Genomic DNA, 17,223 nt, shown 5'->3' on the forward strand with positions numbered 1-17,223 from the left:
CGCATTACGTACTATTAATAATGATTATCATTAATGATAAAGTGAGTGACTTTCACAATATGCATATATATAAAATAAAAATGTAATGCTCTTAATATGCAAGAAACACTGTTTTAAGTGAGGAAACGCTTTTTGATCGGTATCCGATGCTAATTTTATAGGGGATCTCATGAAGACGATCTATAGCAAGAAATTAGGAATTTTCACGGCTGACCATTGCAATTGCATGCATTCACATGCGGGGAAAAATAACACAAATCTGCCTTTATTGACTGAGGAATTATCTGACGGAATTCATATAAACCGAATTCGCCTTGAACTCAGCAAAGATATCACAGAATATTGTGAAGGGCCGCCAACGGTATCAATTGCGTTTATTTTAAACGGTAACGGAAAAATGGCGATTGAAAATGGTGATGTTTTAGATATCAATTCGGGAATGATGATATTTTTCCGTTCACCTAAAATAACTCGTGGCATGAACTTCTTTGGCTGCGGCTCATGGCATATTCTCGATATTCGTTTCTCATTGAACGAAATTGAAGCTCAAGAACTCCCCCCCTTCACTCAATTAGCGGCTGGCTTTGAGAAGAACGCTAGCTACAGTGATGTATTGATGATGGCATGTCCCATTTACCCACCATTTATGCAGATAGTGAATCAGATAGAAGAGTGCCAATTAAGCGGCAGTATAAGAAAGGTTTATTTAAAAGCAAAAGCGTTAGAAATACTCGCTTGTGTAGCGTCTCAAATTTACGATTGTCAATATAACGTGATCAGCGGGTTGCAACGCCGTGCTGTTTATAATGCAATAAAAATAATTAACAATGATTATCATTACCCTTGGACGATAAAATCATTATCAAGAGCAGTTGGCTTGAATGAACGGAAATTAAAAGAAGGATTTCGTGCGGTTGTTTTTCGCACTTTCCATCAATATTTGGAGAATGTCCGTATGACAACCGCAGAAGATTTATTGAAAAAAGGTATGAGTGTTATTGATGTTTCTACCGCAGTGGGGTATTCCAGCCCAAGCCACTTTTCTAAACGCTTCCGGCAACATTATTTGCTCAACCCTAAAGCATGGCAGGCGAAATACGCCGTTGGTCACACCTTATTAACAGAAAATATTGTAGCCGGGAATTAGCTATTCAATTGACTCTTGAACCAAGATGGCCATTTTAACATGGCCACTTTACAGGTAGGGATATCGCATGGTTTATATGTTACGCCAGTATTATATTATCCACCAATAAGCTGTCCATGCTAACGCCAACCAGAGTGACGGAGTTTTGACCGAAGGTAAACACCAGATTATTGTCCACCATAGAAGCATGATCCAGATAACTACTTTTATCACTGCTGCCTTCGGTACCTAGGAACACCAGTTTATCAGTCTTATTGTAGCCATAGATGATGTCTTGTCCAAAATCACCGTTGAATAGGAAGGTATTGTTATTACCCTGACTTTTCATCACATCGTTGCCTTCACCACCGACGAAAACATTATTATTGCCGAAGCCAATCAAGGTATCATCACCATCCAGACCGAACAGCCAGCTACCGGAGGTTTTAGAAGTCAATGTATCATTGCCATCGTTGCCTGTTACTGAATTGGCATATTTCGTCAATCCACGGCTAGAATACAAACCATCGGCTCTGACTTGAGAATCCACCTCTTTCGTCAGAAACAGCCAGGTACTTTCCTTACTTCTTATCGTCGAGATATCTGTAGCAACAGTGATACCACCTTGTGCATCACGCACATACAATGTACCTGCCTGATCATAGGCTATTTCTGCATTTTTTAGTGACTTCTGTAAGTCAAAAGTATTATGGCCTTTCCCGCCGGCGATCATATTAAATCCGCCGTCATCGCGGAATATATCATTGCCGTCGCGTCCTTCCAGATAATCGTTTCCTTTACCACCTTTAATCAGGTCGTTGCCGTCGGTACCAATAATAAAAGTACTGCCAGTGTGTTTTTCAGCATTCCGGTTTAAATCCTGCACCCAGGTATTTCCACGAGTGACGTTGGAAAGGTTGCTGACAACAATAGTTGAATCTTTATGTGTTAAGTCGTAGAACGTTGAATCCATAATACGTTGCATGCCGCTCTGGTAAAATGGCGTCACATGTGAAACCCAAGTTGATATATTAGCAATAGAGAAGGGCAGTATATTCCACCAGTCTGATGCATAGTGATCGTTAAAATTAACAATATTATTTGTAGCCGAATCTCTTGGTACATCATGAACGCCTGGAGAGAACGCATCAACGCTGGTACCTTTTAATACACGGAATACAGGATCATTTTCATATCCTACATTCAGCACCTTGTTACCTACTTCATACTGTGATGGCGAAGCGAAAGAGATATAGTTCGACTTGGAGTAGAATCCCCCCCATTTCGTATCGCTAGACTCCGCCATACTATTCACAGCTAACCCACCCAAACTATGGCCGCTGACCAAAACATCACTGCCCGTCAAACCGTGAGCTTTGGCATAATTAGCTACATGGTCCAGCAGCCGACCGAAAGCATTTGGCGTATAGTCATTCGAATAGTCTTTCTTACCTAAAGCCACCAGCACGTTATTCATAACGTCGCCCAGTGTATCGGTAATAATTGACTCGCGAGGACCACTCGTACCGCGAAATGCAATGCCAATAGAAATCAAATTACCATCAGCATCATATTTTCCCATTACCTCTGCCTGAGCAGTGGAATGACTTGATTTTTCGCCGAAAAAAGTACCGCGGGCATCAGTTCTACCCTGATAGCCTAACTCATCAGCACTGATAGTAAACCACCCTGATTCATTGAGTTTATCTTGTGCTTGTTTTTCTGCGTCCGGATTCCAAGGCAATTTAGGCGTGATGCCCTGCGATGTCGTACTGCCGAGAATTGCGGTCAGCAACGTTAATGGCATCCCTAAACCAAAACCATAATTGTAATACCCCTCAGCAAATCCACTTCCCAAATTATGGTAAGCATACCCGGCGATAGTTTTTGCGTCGGAAAATAACTCTTTAGAAGTAGTGCTATCAAAGTCTTTGTACTGAAAAACACCCATAATGCATATCCTTGTTAAGTTAAAATAAGGTTAAAAAAGTGTTTTAAAAATATTAACCAGCTAGGTAAGTATAGATTGATGTAGATCATTTAAAGAGTAATTATCTAAAAATTTATAAATTAGTGAGCCATAATGAAAATTTAATATTTTTACAAATCTTTGATTGAATAAATCAAGTTTATATGCTATTTGGTCTCGCCGGTGAGAATAAACACGTTAAATATATCTATTATCATTGTTGATAGTTTTAAAAGTAACTAAATGCATGGATGGCTATAGTCCACAACATTATAAAGAGAGATTGGTTAATTCCATTAGTGCACATAAAATAAATACAAACATGTAAATTAAGAGAAAAAACTCTTATCGCTGATTAACTTAACTGGTTAGAAAAAGAAAATTAAAACCCGTTGCTCTCTATAAATACTTTATTGATTAAAGATGAATTAATTTATAATACTGACATTCACTTCTTATTTATTAGAATAATTGTTATTACTCTTTTAATATAATTTCATTAATAAGAAATTCACAAATGCAATATATTGACTTTTTATTTAAAAACAAAACTTAAAATAAGATTATAATTGTATCATGTTAATATCTCCATTTATTAAATTGCAACTATAAATTTGTGTTTACATTTTTAATGTTTACTATTTTAAATTAATTATCTTGGATAAAATCTTAATTTTACATTCATGAAAAAAATACTTAAAAATCAATTAAATATAACCATTTCACTCGGGTGAAACCACAGCAATAAATAATATAAATCATTCATTAATAGGTTACTGAATTTGATTTTTACATAGAAAATAAAATGAATGAAAAATAACTAAAAAAAATTTACACTCTTATGATTATAATTACTACCGTATTAAATGAAGAATTATTTAACATTATATCGCAGATTAAACACCGTATTCACCATAATAAAATGTCATTAAAAATAGTGCGACATTATTTTTTTCTCTCTATAATGCGTTTTTTTATTATCTATATTACGAGTTACGGGAACCCAATATGAAACATTCCCCGTTGCGGCGTTCGTTGTTATTAGCCGGTATCACCATTCCATTGGTTAACTTTGCTTTTCCGGCATGGGCTGGCAGCGGCCAGAGCAAGAGGACGTGAAAGCGGACGTTCTTTTAAACTCACAAAATCTCAGGTTCGCTTGGCACAAGATTCCATGAAGAGTAGAGATTGTAGCGTATCTGAATTATGTGAAGAGCTTGGGATTAGCAGACAGACTCTTTATAAGTATGTAGGGCCAGATGGGGAACTCAGGGAACAATATTTTGATCTAGGACGACCAAATCGATATTCTCACTCTGAAAGCGACTGGCGATTTGCGATAAGTAATCCACTGAACGCGCGAGTCTGTCTAACTTTGTCACGATTAACATATCTGATGTGGCACACAATAAAGAGGCATTTTCTGCCCCTTTAATTGTGTCAGATATATTTGACGATAAGGAAATATGACGTATACTTTAATTATCGAAGTATAAGGGGCAAAGGAATGATAACTGTATTAAGTACAGAAACATTTGATAACTGGATTAGACATCAGGGTAAAAACAAAGATTCAGGCACGAATTCGCAGACTGAAAAACGGTAATTCTGGCGATATAGAGCCAGTAGGGGAAGGGTTTTCAGAAATGCGGATTCATGAAGGTAAAGGCTACAGGGTTTATCTAAAAAATCACGGAAAAGTAATCGTTGTTTTGTTGTGTGGGGGAGATAAAAGTACACAGCAAAAAGATATAGCCAGAGCAAAAGCCATTTACAAAGAGATTGAGGGGGAGCTATGAAACTGAAAGAATATGATATTGCAGAACACTTAAACAGTGAAGAAGAAATGCAAATGTATCTTAATGAAATTATGGAAGATGGTGATCCGGCATTGGTACTGTCTGCGCTGGGTGATATTGCCAGAGCCAGAAACATGAGCCAGCTTTCAAGAGAGGTCGGTATGTCCAGAGAAGGGCTATATCATGCTCTTTCAGGAAAAGGTAATCCAACATTCAGCGCTATGATGAAAATAACAAAAGCGTTAGGGCTGAAACTTCATTTCACAGGGGCTTAATTGATCTGCACCCCAAAAATTGGACGCTATACTTCAACTTTTGGGGCTCTTTAGCCAACGGGTAAGTTCCCCGGTCTTAAACCCTTTCACAACGCTGAAACGCATGAACATAGGGTGGCTCTTTTCATTCATTGAAATCGCCGCAACGAAAGGGTATTTCCCTTTTGCCCCTCGCCCTCGGGGGCCGTGCTGAGCCCCGCCCCAGTATGGCTGTGGCTCAGCGGTGTGCCCGGTTGCATGTTCCAGATCTATGCTCAGAGTGTAATGCACTTATCACCGCAACTGCGCTGGTTCATGGTATGACTGTCGTCACACGAAATGTGATTGATTTTGAATTGACCGGTGTGCCTATTTTACAGAACTTAAAAAATATTTTTCTCAATAATAACCATCTATTTTATCCTATTTTTATTTCCGTTATTATTCAAATAAAAACATTTTCATATTTTAACTTTATTATTTTATGGATTTATTTTCCATAAAAATAGAAAGACAATAATTCATACTCATTAACCTGTTTACTTCCCATTTATACAAAAACAATTAACCATGTAAGTTATAAAAATAGTCCATTATTATTTTTTTGAACTAGACTATGACTGGCACCAATGAATAGAGTTATCTATGCGATAATTTAATATATTGATTACATGGGAAAACAATTTAATTTAAGAGGGGCGTATGAGCCAAAAAAATGATTTTAAAGCTTTTTCTATTAGTAATAATGCTAATGTGGTGAGCCAAGAAAAATATGAAAAAAATCAAAGTTTGCAGGTGGGATTTCCACCAGATAATATCTCTACTCATGTATTAAACAAGGCATTACGTCAATCATCAACAATAGCCTCTGTGGTAGCTAATTTTATTGCAACACAATCTGGCGATGATGTTCTGGATGATGGCGATATGGCTAAACTTACCTCTCAACTAAATCGAGCGTTAAAACAAAAAGTCACCGCAGAAATTCCCAATGCCTCATTAACACAAAAAGGCGTTGTCCAACTGACCAATGAAATTGGCAACAATGACACACTGGCAGTGACACAAAAGCTGGTGCAGGAAATCATCAACTCATTGCGTGGAAATATTGATGGCAAAGTCTCCAATAGCCGGAAAATAAATGGTAAAGCGTTGACTGAGGATATTAATCTGAATGCGAGTGATGTAGGGGCATATACTCGAATAGAAGTAGATAAACTGATTAAAACAACCAGTGAAATTCCTGTTGGTGCTCCTATTCCTTGGCCGTTAGCACATCCACCTATCGGCTATTTTACTTGTAATGGTTCAACTTTTAATAAATTACAGTACCCAAAGTTAGCAGAAGCTTATCCTGATGGCAGATTGCCCGATTTAAGAGGTGAGTTCATTCGTGGCTGGGATGATGGTAGAGGGGTAGATGCTGGTAGGAGACTTCTGACAAATCAGAGTGACGCTTTACAAGATTTAAAGGGTTCATTTAAAGGAGATGCTGAAATAGCAGTCAGCACTGAAGGTGTTTTTGCTAATGGAGGCGTAGTAAGTGGTAAATATGGAGCCCAGAACGATAACTTTAGTTATAAAACCCTATTTGATGCGGCGCGAGTAGCCAGGACAAGCCATGAAACAAGGCCACGAAATATCGCATTCAACTACATCGTAAAGGCTGAATAAGTATATGAACCCAAAAAATGATTTTAAAGCTTTTTCTATTAGTAATAATGCTAATGTGGTGAGTCAAGAAAAATATGAAGAAAATCAGATTTTACAGGTGGGATTTCCACCAGATAATATTTCTACTCATGTGTTAAATAAAGCATTACGCCAATCGTCAACAATAGCTTCTGTTATTGCTAACTTTATTTCAACACAATCTGGTGACGACATTCTAGATGATGGTGATATAGCTAAACTTACCGCCAAATTAAATCAAGCGTTAAAACAAAAAGTCACCGCAGAAATTCCTAATGCCTCATTGACACAAAAAGGCGTTGTCCAACTGACCAATGAAATTGGCAACAATGACACACTGGCAGTGACACAAAAGCTGGTGCAGGAAATCGTCAACTCATTGCGTGGGAATATTGATGGTAAAGTCTCCAATAGCCGGAAAATAAATGGTAAAGCGTTGACTGAGGATATTAATCTGAATGCAAGCGATGTGGGGGCATATGCTAGAGCAGAGGTATACACTCGTTCCGAAGTATATACACGAGCAGAAGTAGATAAACTGATTAAAACAACCAGTGAAATTCCTGTTGGTGCTCCTATTCCTTGGCCGTTAGCGCATCCACCTATTGGCTATTTCACTTGTAATGGTTCCGCTTTTAATACATTACAGTATCCGAAGTTAGCAGCAGCTTATCCTGATGGCAGATTACCCGATTTAAGGGGCGAGTTTATTCGTGGTTGGGATGATAGTAGAGGGGTAGATCCATCTCGTTCATTATTGTCATGGCAAGAAGGGTCTTATTTGGTACAGGATCTTGGTACTCATACTATCAACTTTTCACTCAATGGTCGTACAAAATTACAGTGGGATATTCCCCAAGATGACAATATTTCAGCAAGAGTTCAATATATTGACGGTCATACCGGGCCAGTAGATAAGAACTATATAGGAGTGTCAAGACCCCGAAATATCGCATTTAACTACATTGTAAAAGCGGAATAATAACACAAGAATATATCTTAGATACTGAAATATAATTTACCTATTTTAAATTATGGGGAGAGAATATGAACCCAAAAAACGATTTTAAAGCTTTTTCCATTAGTAATAATGCTAATGTAGTGAGTCAAGAAAAATATGAAGCAGATAAGAGTTTGCAGGAAGGGTTTCCACCAGAAAATATCTCTACGCATGTATTAAATAAGGCATTACGCCAATCATCAACAATAGCCTCTGTGGTAGCTAATTTTATCGCGACACAATCTGGCGATGATGTTCTGGATGATGGTGATATAGATAAACTCACCACCCAACTAAATCGAGCATTAAAACAAATAGCCACTGATGGCAAAGTGCCTAATAGCCGGAAAATAAATGGTAAGGCGTTGACTGAGGATATTAATCTGAATGCGAGTGATGTGGGGGCATATGCTCGTGCGGAAGTATACACTCGAGAAGAAGTAGATCGACTGATTAAAGCAACCAGTGAAATTCCTGTTGGTTCTCCTATTCCTTGGCCGTTGCCTCATCCACCTATCGGCTATTTCACTTGCAATGGTTCTGCTTTTAATAAATTACAGTATCCGAAGTTAGCAGAAGCTTATCCTGATGGTAGGTTGCCCGATTTAAGAGGCGAGTTTATTCGTGGCTGGGATGATGGCCGTGGAATCGATGGGGGTAGAGCACTTCTGACGAACCAGAGTGATGCAATTAGAAATGTTACCGGATCACTCACAATCCGAATTACGGAGGTTTATTCACAGTTAATCAGGTTAACCGGCTGTTTTGATAAAAAATCTGATCCATCGTATATAATAGGTGCAAACCAGCTTTCGCAGACAGGAGGAGGATCAGATATTCTAACTTTTGACGCATCACGTGTTGTCCCAACAGCAAACGAAAACCGACCCCGAAATATCGCATTCAACTACATCGTAAAAGCGGAATAATAATGATGACACAAAAATAAAGTCAGGTTGATATTTCATTAGCGCCAAACTTAATTAGATTAAAAAAACACAAAATCAAATATTAATAAAGCGCTGTTTTTAATCAGCGCTTTGATGCAATAAAAACTCAAAAAGTAGTTTATTTCCATAAAAAAGTTAACCACATATTAAATAAAACTCTAACTCCACCTATATTTCCATTTTTTTGACTCGTCAGATTTTGATTATTAAAAACAGTGGCATGAAAAATAAGACAAGTATGAAAATGCATTTTTGTCACAATGTGTTTTTTCTATTTTTCATAATAAATACAATTACCTATGAAATAAGATAAATTTCCAGACATTATATTTCCCCATGAGACTATTGCATTAAGTTAATATCCATGAGAATTTATTCCCCGCCGAAATACGGTGGGTTTTGAATATCATTAAATGTGTCACAGCATATTAGCTTGCTATCAATAGCGTTAATTGATCTCTTCATCTATTTCTCATCCTATTAGGTTATTTAATCAGGTTTGGTGCGGTTTAACGTAAGTTTGCACTTCCTGTTCATATATAAAAGGTAAAAGGTGCCATGAATACTCAACGTAAGCTTGATAAAGTCAGACCGCCCCGAGTTCAGATTACTTATGATGTTGAATTAGGCGGCGCAGTCGAGAAAAAAGAATTGCCTTTGGTTATTGGCGTTATTGGGCAATTTGCTGAGCAATCTATTCCCATGCGTGAACGTCGTTTCATGCATGTTGATAAAGATAATTTTAATGCAGTGATGGAAGGTTTGTCACCTTCATTGGAATTACAAGTTGAAAGCGCGCTGCCAGGTCAGAGCGGATTTATTAATGTCGATTTGCAATTTAAATCAATGGCTGACTTTACCCCAGAGAATTTGGCGAAACAGATAGAACCGCTTCGTCATTTATTAGAGGTACGCAGCAAACTCAGTGATTTGAAAGGCCGTGCATTGAGCAATGAAAAATTGCGTGACCGTCTGGCGGAAATTCTAGCTGAACATGCGGATAAATTACCGCAGGTAAATGAAGAAGCAGATGACGTCACCCCGGAAAATAGCAATATCCCGGAAAATAACAATGCACAGTGAGGGCAGTATGGAACAGAGCGTTGTTGAACAGCAAGAATTGAAAACGACGGAAACAAATAGTGATTTTCTTGATCAGATTATTGATAACACCCAAGCCATTCGTCGAGAGGCAGATCGTGATCGGGTAAAAAGCCAGCTCGACCAGTTTCTGGCCGAAGTCACCTCCGGTTCACTGGTGGTTTCCGGCGATTTGGTAAACAGCATTGACGAACGTATCGCCGCGATTGATGCGCTGATGTCCGCTCAACTGAGTCTGGTATTACATCACCCGGAATTTCAGTGTCTGGAATCTTCTTGGGTAGGGCTTAAAGGATTACTTGACCAAAGCGAAACGGATAATACTCAGATCCGCATGTTGAACGCGACGAAAACCGATTTGATTAAAGACTTTAAATCGGCATCGGATTTCGATCAGTCAATGCTGTTTAAAAATGTGTATGAATATGAATACGGTACCTTTGGTGGTGAACCTTATTCCGCATTTGTCGGTGATTTTGACTTTGATAACAGCCCGGAAGATCTCTATTTATTAGAGCAGATTTCTCATGTGGCCGCAGCCGCCCATGCGCCGTTTATCAGTTCAGTCAACGCGGGCATGTTGGGGCTGAATGATTTTGGTGAACTACCACGCCCACGTGATTTATCCAAACTGCTTGCAACATCCGATTATCTGCGTTGGAAACGCTTCCGGGAATCTGATGACTCTCGTTATGTCGGCTTGACATTACCACGAGTAATTGGCCGCTTGCCTTATGGGGCAAAAACCATCCCGGTCGAGCAATTCTGCTTCGAAGAGCAGGTCAGGGAAGGAGACAGCAATAGTTATCTGTGGATTAACGCCGCCTATGCACTGGCAGGCCGTATGGTGGCTGCATTTGAACAGTATGGTTGGTGTGCGGCAATCCGTGGTGTAGAAGGAGGAGGATTGGTCGAAGCATTGCCAGCGTATCACTATACCTCTGTGTCCGGTGAAAATGTGCTGCAATGCCCGACTGAGGTGGCTATTTCTGATCGCCGTGAAAAAGAGTTAGCTGAATTAGGGTTCATTCCTCTGGTTTATTATAAAGGAACTGACTACGCCGCATTTTTCTCGGTACAGTCACCGAATAAGCCGAGAAAATATAATTCTGACCTGGCAAATGCCAACGCAAAATTATCAACCCAATTGCAATACATTATGACAACATCTCGTTTCGCCCATTATTTGAAAATGATTGTGCGTGACAAAGTGGGCAGTTTTATGTCCCGCGGAGAATGTCAATCTTATCTGCAAAACTGGATCAACCAATATATTGTCGGCTCTGATACCGTCGGTGCGGAAATAAAAGCGAGTCACCCATTACGGGAGGCAAGAGTTGATGTTGTTGAAGTTCCTGGATCGCCGGGAACATATCGGGCTGTAGCCTATTTAAGGCCGCATTTCCAATTAGAAGGATTAAGTATGTCTTTACGGTTGGTTGCTGATTTACCGCCGTCCTCGGCTGCCTGATTTTTCTATTTATTAATATTTTTCTTATTTATTACAACTAACTGGAGCAGTTAATTATGAGTTCTTCAATCTTTTTACAAATTGATGGTATTAAAGGTGAAAGTACCGACAGCCAACATAAAGAGTGGATGGAGCTGGAACATGTCAATTTTGGTCTATTTAACCATGCACGGATTGCAGACAGCGGTAAACGTAAAATTACCGTTGGTGCAGCGGATTTCCGTACCATTGACTGTGTGAAGGTGATGGATTCCAGTTCTATTGGCTTATTGTCTGCTGTAGCGCAAGGTACCGCGATTAAGAAAGTAAAACTGGAAATCTGCACGATTTTCAAAGGCGAAATGCATCCTTACGCAGAAGTGGAAATGGAAGAGTGTGTCATCTCCGATGTTCATGAAACCTGTTCACGTGGCGGTGAATTCCCACAAGAACAGATTTCTATCGCTTATTCCAAAATTAAGTGGACATTTACTCCACTTAAAGAAGACGGAACTAAAGGAACTAAGGTGGGGCCGGAAGGTTGGGATCTTATCGAGAACAAAAAACAATAACAATTACCGTTTACTGTCGGCCTTTGGCCGGCAGTTTCTAGCCGGAAAAATATGATGATTCAGCCTTCATTTCTCCATCGCCTGAAAGATGATTATCCACAAGATGAAAAACAGGGTGTCGCACTTATCTGGTCACGTCAGGAAGTTGTCCAAAGCCTGATTTCTGATTTAAGTATGTTATTTTCATCAAGACCGATTTCTGAAATTTCCCCTTTATTTGGTGAGTTGCCGAAATCCGTTTTAAATTACGGTGTTTCCGATGTCATTAATGTGGATATTTCTGATGATGAACGTATTGATGCACTTAGCAATAATATTTACCAAGCTATTTTCTGGTTCGAACCACGTTTGAAAAATGTCGTTATTACATTACAAAAAAATACGCCAGAAAATATAACTTTCTGGGTGAGTGGAATTTTCCTCAACGAACAAGTGGTGTTTTCTATCTCATGGAACAGTACCGCATATACCTATTCAATTTCATGGGATAAATAACAAGATGATGTTACTACCACAAAAAATACTGACTTATTACAACCGGGAATTGAGTTATTTAAGACAATATGGCGCTGCTTTCTCTCAGCGTTTTCCCAAAATTGCCAAACGTCTTGGGTTCGCGGAAGGTGTTTCAGAAGATCCTCATGTAGAACGTTTGGTGGAATCTTTTGCATTTCTGACAGCAAAAATCCATCAGCGGATTGATGAAGATATGCCGGAACTCAGTAATGCTATGTTGGAAGTACTGGCGCCACAGTTTCTACGTCAAGTACCGTCGGTATCGTTGGTGCAGTTTCAACAAGACCCGTTAACATCCGGTGTGACCGGAATGATGACGGTAGCGCGGCATACTTCGTTGATTTCTCAACCGGTAGGTGATGTGACCTGTCGTTTCCGCACGGTATATCCGCTGGAGATGTTGCCATTGGATTTAACGCACGCAGAACTGACGCCAGACCCTTACGATCGGGATTTTATCTTAACGCTGAATTTTAACCTGTGGCCGGGCGCCAGTTTTCAGACGCAACATATCCGGTTGTATTTACATGGCGCACCAGTGCTGACCCATAGTTTGTATGAATTATTATCGGCGCAAGTTAAGCAACTGGAGTGTCAGTTGGGTGAGCGTATATTCAACCTGAATAGCCGAGGTGTTCAGGTGGTGGGTTTCGATCCACAAGATAACTTATGCGCCGATGATTCATTGATAAATCCGGTTCATCACTTGTTTCGTGATTATTTTAGTTTCCCAGAAAAATTCTTATTCCTGGATATTCCGCTACCGGATGCGGGTTTGTTTACCAGTTCACTAGGCGAGCTGCAATACCGTTTCCGGCTTAAGGATTGTGTCGCATTGCGTCGAATTGAACGTATGAGTGATAAAGTCAGCAACGAAACTTTCCGGCTAAATTGTGTGCCGATAATTAACCTGTTTCCTCATCAGGCGGAACCTATTATTCCACTGGAAACAGAACATGAATATCTGGTTCAACCGGATGCCCGTCGCCCACAAAGTATGGAAGTTTATACCATCGATCAGGTCGAGATTGTCAGCCGCCAACAGGAACAATTAAGTTCCAAACCGGTGCCGCCATTATTTGGTATTGAACATACACGGTCTGACGAACAGTTCCCGTTATTTTGGCAGGCAACGCCGCGCCCCTCACTCAGGCATAACGATCTGGGGATGAATATGTTCATCGGTTTTTCTGATAGCAGTGGCGAACATCTAAAACCCGAAACCGATGTGGTGATCCTGAGTCTGACTTGTACTAATCGCGATATACCGCGGCAGTTGAGCAACGGCCATCCTGATGGCGATTTCGAATCAGAAAGCGCACTACCGGGCGTAAAAATTCTGGGATTGATTCGTCCTCGCTTGCCGGTGCGTCCACAACCCAATAGTGCATTGAACTGGCGGTTGGTATCGCAACTCAATTTGAACCAAATGCTACTGAATGGTCCGCAGGGTGTTCAGTGTTTAAAAGAGGCGCTAGAACTCTACAACCTGCTTGGTGATCCAGCCATATCGCGGTTGATTGCACAACTACAGCAGGTTGCTATTTCGCCGGTGAGCGCACGCCTGAATTCCGCCGATCCCTATTCTCTGGCGCGTGGGCTGGAGGTGACATTGACATTTCAGGCGCAAGCGGGGGAATTTGTGGATTTTTATCTGTTTTGCAGCCTGTTAGAACGTTTTATCGCAATGTATGCGCCGATTAACAGCTTCACGCAAACTGTAACGCAGCTAGAGACGGTTAATAATAGTACTCACCGTTGGCCGCGTCGTAGCGGGAGACTGACATGGCTTTAGAAAATAAGATGCGTTTAGTTGGCGGCCGTTTTTATCAAAATGTACGTCGTTTGCTTAAACGTTGTCGCCAACGTGAAGAAGCGACAATCACCCCCGATGATGTGGTGCAATTCAGCTCGGTACTGACATTAGATGCGCCGGAAAGGGAAGTAGAATCGCTATTACCGCCGCAAGAGGGATATGAGCAGTATCGCATGGCGGTACATCACTTTGGTCTATTAGGCACCCTTGGCGCATTACCGTTGCGCTATACCGAATGGCTGATTGACCAGCGTTACCGCTATGGCGACGAATCAGCTCAGGCATTTATTGATATTTTTACTCATCGTCTGCTTAGCCTGCGTTTTCAGGCATGGCAGAAATACCGGTTATATATTAACGCAGAATTACAAAATCATCGGGCTTTACCGGCCGTCATTTCAGCGGTTGCCGGCCAGTTGATGGCGGACACCACACAGCGTTCCCATCCAGCTTGTGTAGGGTTGCTGGCAACACCGGTCCGCTCAATGGTGAATTTGCAACACTTGTTGCAGCGAGAATTTGGTATGGCGGTCAACATCCAGCCCTTTAAAGGACGTTGGCAATATGCTGAACAGGCGCACTGTTGCTGTTTAGGTCGCAGTTTGTTAGGCGATAACCCGATGTTGGGTAACGCTTATTGGGATATTCAATCAGGATTTCATGTTCAGTTAGGGCCGTTCGCCGCTCAGCAGCGGGCCGCCTTTATGCCGGGAAATGAACAATATCGCAAACTGACACAATGGATATGGCAATTTGCCGGGCCATTGCTCTCCTTCTCACTGGAATTGTTGGTACAGCATAGTGGGCAAGGCAATGTATTAAATGGCAGCCGTCAATTGGGGTGGGATGGTTGTTTGGGCGACACCGGCGAGAGCAATATTCAGCGTATCTATTTGGCTGAATGTACCGGTCCCTACGCAAATTAAACAAAAAACGCAGGTAATAAAAAGATGTTGTTAGGGCAAAAGAATCGTTTTCTACAGGTTATCGGTAGCCTGTCAGACATTGTGGCACTGAGCAAAATAGAAGGTGAAGAGCACCTGTCGCGGCCTTATTCATTTTCTGCTCAACTCTATTCCAGCGCAGACTGGGATAAGCTGGAGTCTCATATCGGTAAGCCTTTGGCATTTCGTCTCGGTGAAGCGCCGAACCACCGTATTGTGCATGGCATATTGACTGAATTGCAGCAACAAGGTTTCAGCGACGGCCAGTTTTGTTATCAAGCCCGTATTGAACCCTGGCTGAAAATGCTGACCTTAACCCATAATTTGCGAGTCTATCAACGCATCAGCGTGCCGGATATGGTCTGTGATATCTTCCGCAAACGTGGGTTTAACGACGTTGAACTGGCGCTAAAAAGCCGTTATCCGAAGCTTGAATATTGTATGCAATACAAGGAATCAGATTTTGACTTTGTGACACGTCAACTGGAACAAGCGGGGATCTTCTATTTCTTTCGCCATGAAGAGGGGCGTCATGTACTGGTATTGGCGGATCATCCTTCAACGTTTATTAACGCGCCCTTAGCGATATTGCCATATCAATCAAAGATAGGTGATCAGCAAGGCTATGGGCTACGCGCCTGGCATATTCATCGCACAATGATTCCGGGTATGGCGGAAATGAATGGTTATAACGTTAAAAGTGCTGCGGCAATCAGTGCCAGCGCCAAAGCGAACAGCGGCTATTCCACCAATCCCAAGCTTTCTATCTATGACGACCGACATCAGGAGGAGCGTAATCAACTGGAAGCACAGGCAACGCTGTGCATGGAACAATGGGAATCACACTCCTACTATGCACGTGCCGTTAACAGTTACCCCGGTTTACAAGTGGGGCATCAATTTACCCTGAAAGGGCACGCCAGTGCCGATGGCCGTTATGCCGTGGGCCACCAGCGATTAAAGGCGGAGAACAACCTGGAGGAAGGCGAATTACTGTTTTCGTCTCAAGTGACCTTATTTCCGGCGAATAAAGCGTTTCGTCCGCGTTCTTCTGTTACGCGGCCCTACATTTCCGGCGTCTTGTCTGCGCTGGTGGTAGGGCCGAAGTCAGAAGAGATCCATACGGATGAACAAGGACGCATCAAAATCCAGTTTCACTGGGATAAAGAACATAAAAAAGATGATGACAGTTCCTGCTGGATACGTGTCAGTCAGTTCTGGAATGGCGCAAAGTTTGGAGCGCAATTTGTGCCACGTGTGGGCAGTGAAGTATTAGTGAGTTTTATCGATGGCGACCCAGATAGCCCACTAGTGACTGGAACAGTTTACAACGGAGTAAAAATGCCGCCATTCGCGCTACCGGGGCAGAAAACCCAAAGTGGTATTGCTACGCGCAGTAGTGCAAAAGGCACGGTGGAACAAGGGCACCAGTTTTGTTTCGAAGATAAGAAAGGTGAAGAGTTTATTTTGCTGCACTCACAAAAAGATATGCGCCTGACAGTGAAAAATGATTTTTCGGCGCAGATCGATCGCAACGTGTTATGGGAAATCCAAGAAAAGCGCGATACCCAAATTAAAAAGGGCAATGACACATTAATTTTGAGCGAGGGCAACGCCTTAACTGAGGTGAAAAAAGGCGACAAAAAACAGACCCTGGATCGCGGTAATTTCACCACCACCGTCAGCGCAGGCAGTTATGAGCTGGAGGTATCCAGAGGTAACGCCAAAATCAATGTAGGTCAACAATGCACAATTACGGCAAATCAAGGCATTGAACTAAAAGTCGGCTCCAGTCAATTATCGATTACTCCGGCCGGGATCACTATCAAAGCGCCATCTGTCACCGTAGAAGGATCAGGAAAATTGGCGTTAAAAAGCGGCGGCATGGCGGAGCTAACCGGCACCACAGTAAAAGTAGAAGGCAGTGCAATGGCACAATTAAAAGGCGGCATTGTTCAGGTGGATGCGACCGGCATTGCTATGGTGAAAGGTGCTCTGACCAAGATTGGTTAATAACAGGATCAACGAATAATA

Annotated in this window: 14 protein-coding genes and 3 pseudogenes; 14 read left to right on the plus strand and 3 right to left on the minus strand. The window is 41.4% G+C overall.

What is annotated here, in order from left to right; all coding sequences use genetic code 11:
• Positions 1-169 precede the first annotated feature (169 nt).
• Entirely contained in the window at positions 170-1,147 is a 978-nt protein-coding gene (locus EAE90_RS04645; RefSeq protein WP_214052489.1) for a helix-turn-helix transcriptional regulator, read from the plus strand.
• Between the two features lie 79 nt (positions 1,148-1,226).
• Here EAE90_RS04645 and EAE90_RS04650 read toward each other — a convergent pair whose 3' ends face one another.
• Entirely contained in the window at positions 1,227-3,077 is a 1,851-nt protein-coding gene (locus tag EAE90_RS04650) for a polyurethane esterase (RefSeq protein ID WP_214052490.1), read from the minus strand.
• Between the two features lie 1,026 nt (positions 3,078-4,103).
• Between EAE90_RS04650 and EAE90_RS04655 the strand changes: the two are divergent.
• Positions 4,104-4,193, plus strand: a pseudogene (locus EAE90_RS04655) (class A beta-lactamase); the annotation flags it as partial.
• A gap of 170 nt (positions 4,194-4,363) precedes the next feature.
• Here the strand turns inward: EAE90_RS04655 and EAE90_RS04660 are convergent.
• On the minus strand, positions 4,364-4,486 hold the full coding sequence (locus EAE90_RS04660) for a recombinase family protein (RefSeq protein WP_214052491.1): 123 nt from the start codon (positions 4,484-4,486) through the stop codon (positions 4,364-4,366).
• A gap of 116 nt (positions 4,487-4,602) precedes the next feature.
• On the opposite strand from EAE90_RS04660, the pseudogene EAE90_RS04665 reads away from it, so the two are divergent.
• Together EAE90_RS04665 and EAE90_RS04670 are read left to right on the plus strand one after the other, a co-directional pair.
• Positions 4,603-4,894: pseudogene (locus tag EAE90_RS04665) on the plus strand (type II toxin-antitoxin system RelE/ParE family toxin).
• Positions 4,891-5,169, plus strand: a complete 279-nt coding sequence (locus EAE90_RS04670) for an addiction module antidote protein (protein WP_011146554.1) — start codon at positions 4,891-4,893, stop codon at positions 5,167-5,169. Before EAE90_RS04665 ends, EAE90_RS04670 begins: the two are co-directional and overlap by 4 nt.
• A gap of 45 nt (positions 5,170-5,214) precedes the next feature.
• Here EAE90_RS04670 and EAE90_RS04675 read toward each other — a convergent pair.
• A pseudogene (locus EAE90_RS04675) lies at positions 5,215-5,376 on the minus strand (IS1595 family transposase); the annotation flags it as partial.
• Between the two features lie 474 nt (positions 5,377-5,850).
• Here EAE90_RS04675 and EAE90_RS04680 point away from each other — a divergent pair.
• From EAE90_RS04680 to EAE90_RS04725, 10 genes are all read left to right on the plus strand, one after another.
• Entirely contained in the window at positions 5,851-6,822 is a 972-nt protein-coding gene (locus EAE90_RS04680) for a tail fiber protein (RefSeq protein ID WP_214052492.1), read from the plus strand.
• A gap of 4 nt (positions 6,823-6,826) precedes the next feature.
• Entirely contained in the window at positions 6,827-7,822 is a 996-nt protein-coding gene (locus EAE90_RS04685) for a tail fiber protein (protein WP_214052493.1), read from the plus strand.
• A 65-nt stretch (positions 7,823-7,887) separates the two neighbouring features.
• Positions 7,888-8,769, plus strand: coding sequence for a phage tail protein (locus EAE90_RS04690; protein WP_214052494.1), 882 nt, complete (start codon positions 7,888-7,890; stop codon positions 8,767-8,769).
• A 579-nt stretch (positions 8,770-9,348) separates the two neighbouring features.
• Positions 9,349-9,873 (plus strand): type VI secretion system contractile sheath small subunit, encoded by a 525-nt coding sequence (gene tssB / locus EAE90_RS04695; RefSeq protein ID WP_214052495.1) that lies wholly within the window; start codon positions 9,349-9,351, stop codon positions 9,871-9,873.
• Positions 9,874-9,880: 7 nt separating this feature from the next.
• The gene (tssC, locus tag EAE90_RS04700) at positions 9,881-11,362 is read left to right on the plus strand and encodes a type VI secretion system contractile sheath large subunit (RefSeq protein ID WP_214052496.1); all 1,482 of its coding nucleotides are present in this window, start codon (positions 9,881-9,883) and stop codon (positions 11,360-11,362) included.
• A 56-nt stretch (positions 11,363-11,418) separates the two neighbouring features.
• Entirely contained in the window at positions 11,419-11,913 is a 495-nt protein-coding gene (locus tag EAE90_RS04705; RefSeq protein ID WP_214052497.1) for an Hcp family type VI secretion system effector, read from the plus strand.
• Positions 11,914-11,964: 51 nt separating this feature from the next.
• On the plus strand, positions 11,965-12,408 hold the full coding sequence (gene tssE, locus EAE90_RS04710; RefSeq protein WP_214052498.1) for a type VI secretion system baseplate subunit TssE: 444 nt from the start codon (positions 11,965-11,967) through the stop codon (positions 12,406-12,408).
• Between the two features lie 4 nt (positions 12,409-12,412).
• Positions 12,413-14,224 carry a type VI secretion system baseplate subunit TssF gene (gene tssF, locus EAE90_RS04715; RefSeq protein ID WP_214052499.1) on the plus strand — a complete coding sequence of 604 codons (1,812 nt, stop codon included), beginning with the start codon at positions 12,413-12,415 and terminating at the stop codon, positions 14,222-14,224.
• Positions 14,215-15,171, plus strand: coding sequence for a type VI secretion system baseplate subunit TssG (tssG, locus tag EAE90_RS04720; protein ID WP_214052500.1), 957 nt, complete (start codon positions 14,215-14,217; stop codon positions 15,169-15,171). The genes tssF and tssG overlap by 10 nt, the downstream gene beginning before the upstream one ends.
• Positions 15,172-15,195: 24 nt before the next feature.
• Entirely contained in the window at positions 15,196-17,202 is a 2,007-nt protein-coding gene (locus EAE90_RS04725) for a type VI secretion system Vgr family protein (protein ID WP_214052501.1), read from the plus strand.
• The last annotated feature ends 21 nt before the right edge of the window (positions 17,203-17,223 follow it).

The sequence above is a fragment of the Photorhabdus caribbeanensis genome, from assembly GCF_018448885.1.
In the GTDB taxonomy this organism is placed as follows: Bacteria; Pseudomonadota; Gammaproteobacteria; order Enterobacterales; family Enterobacteriaceae; genus Photorhabdus; species Photorhabdus caribbeanensis.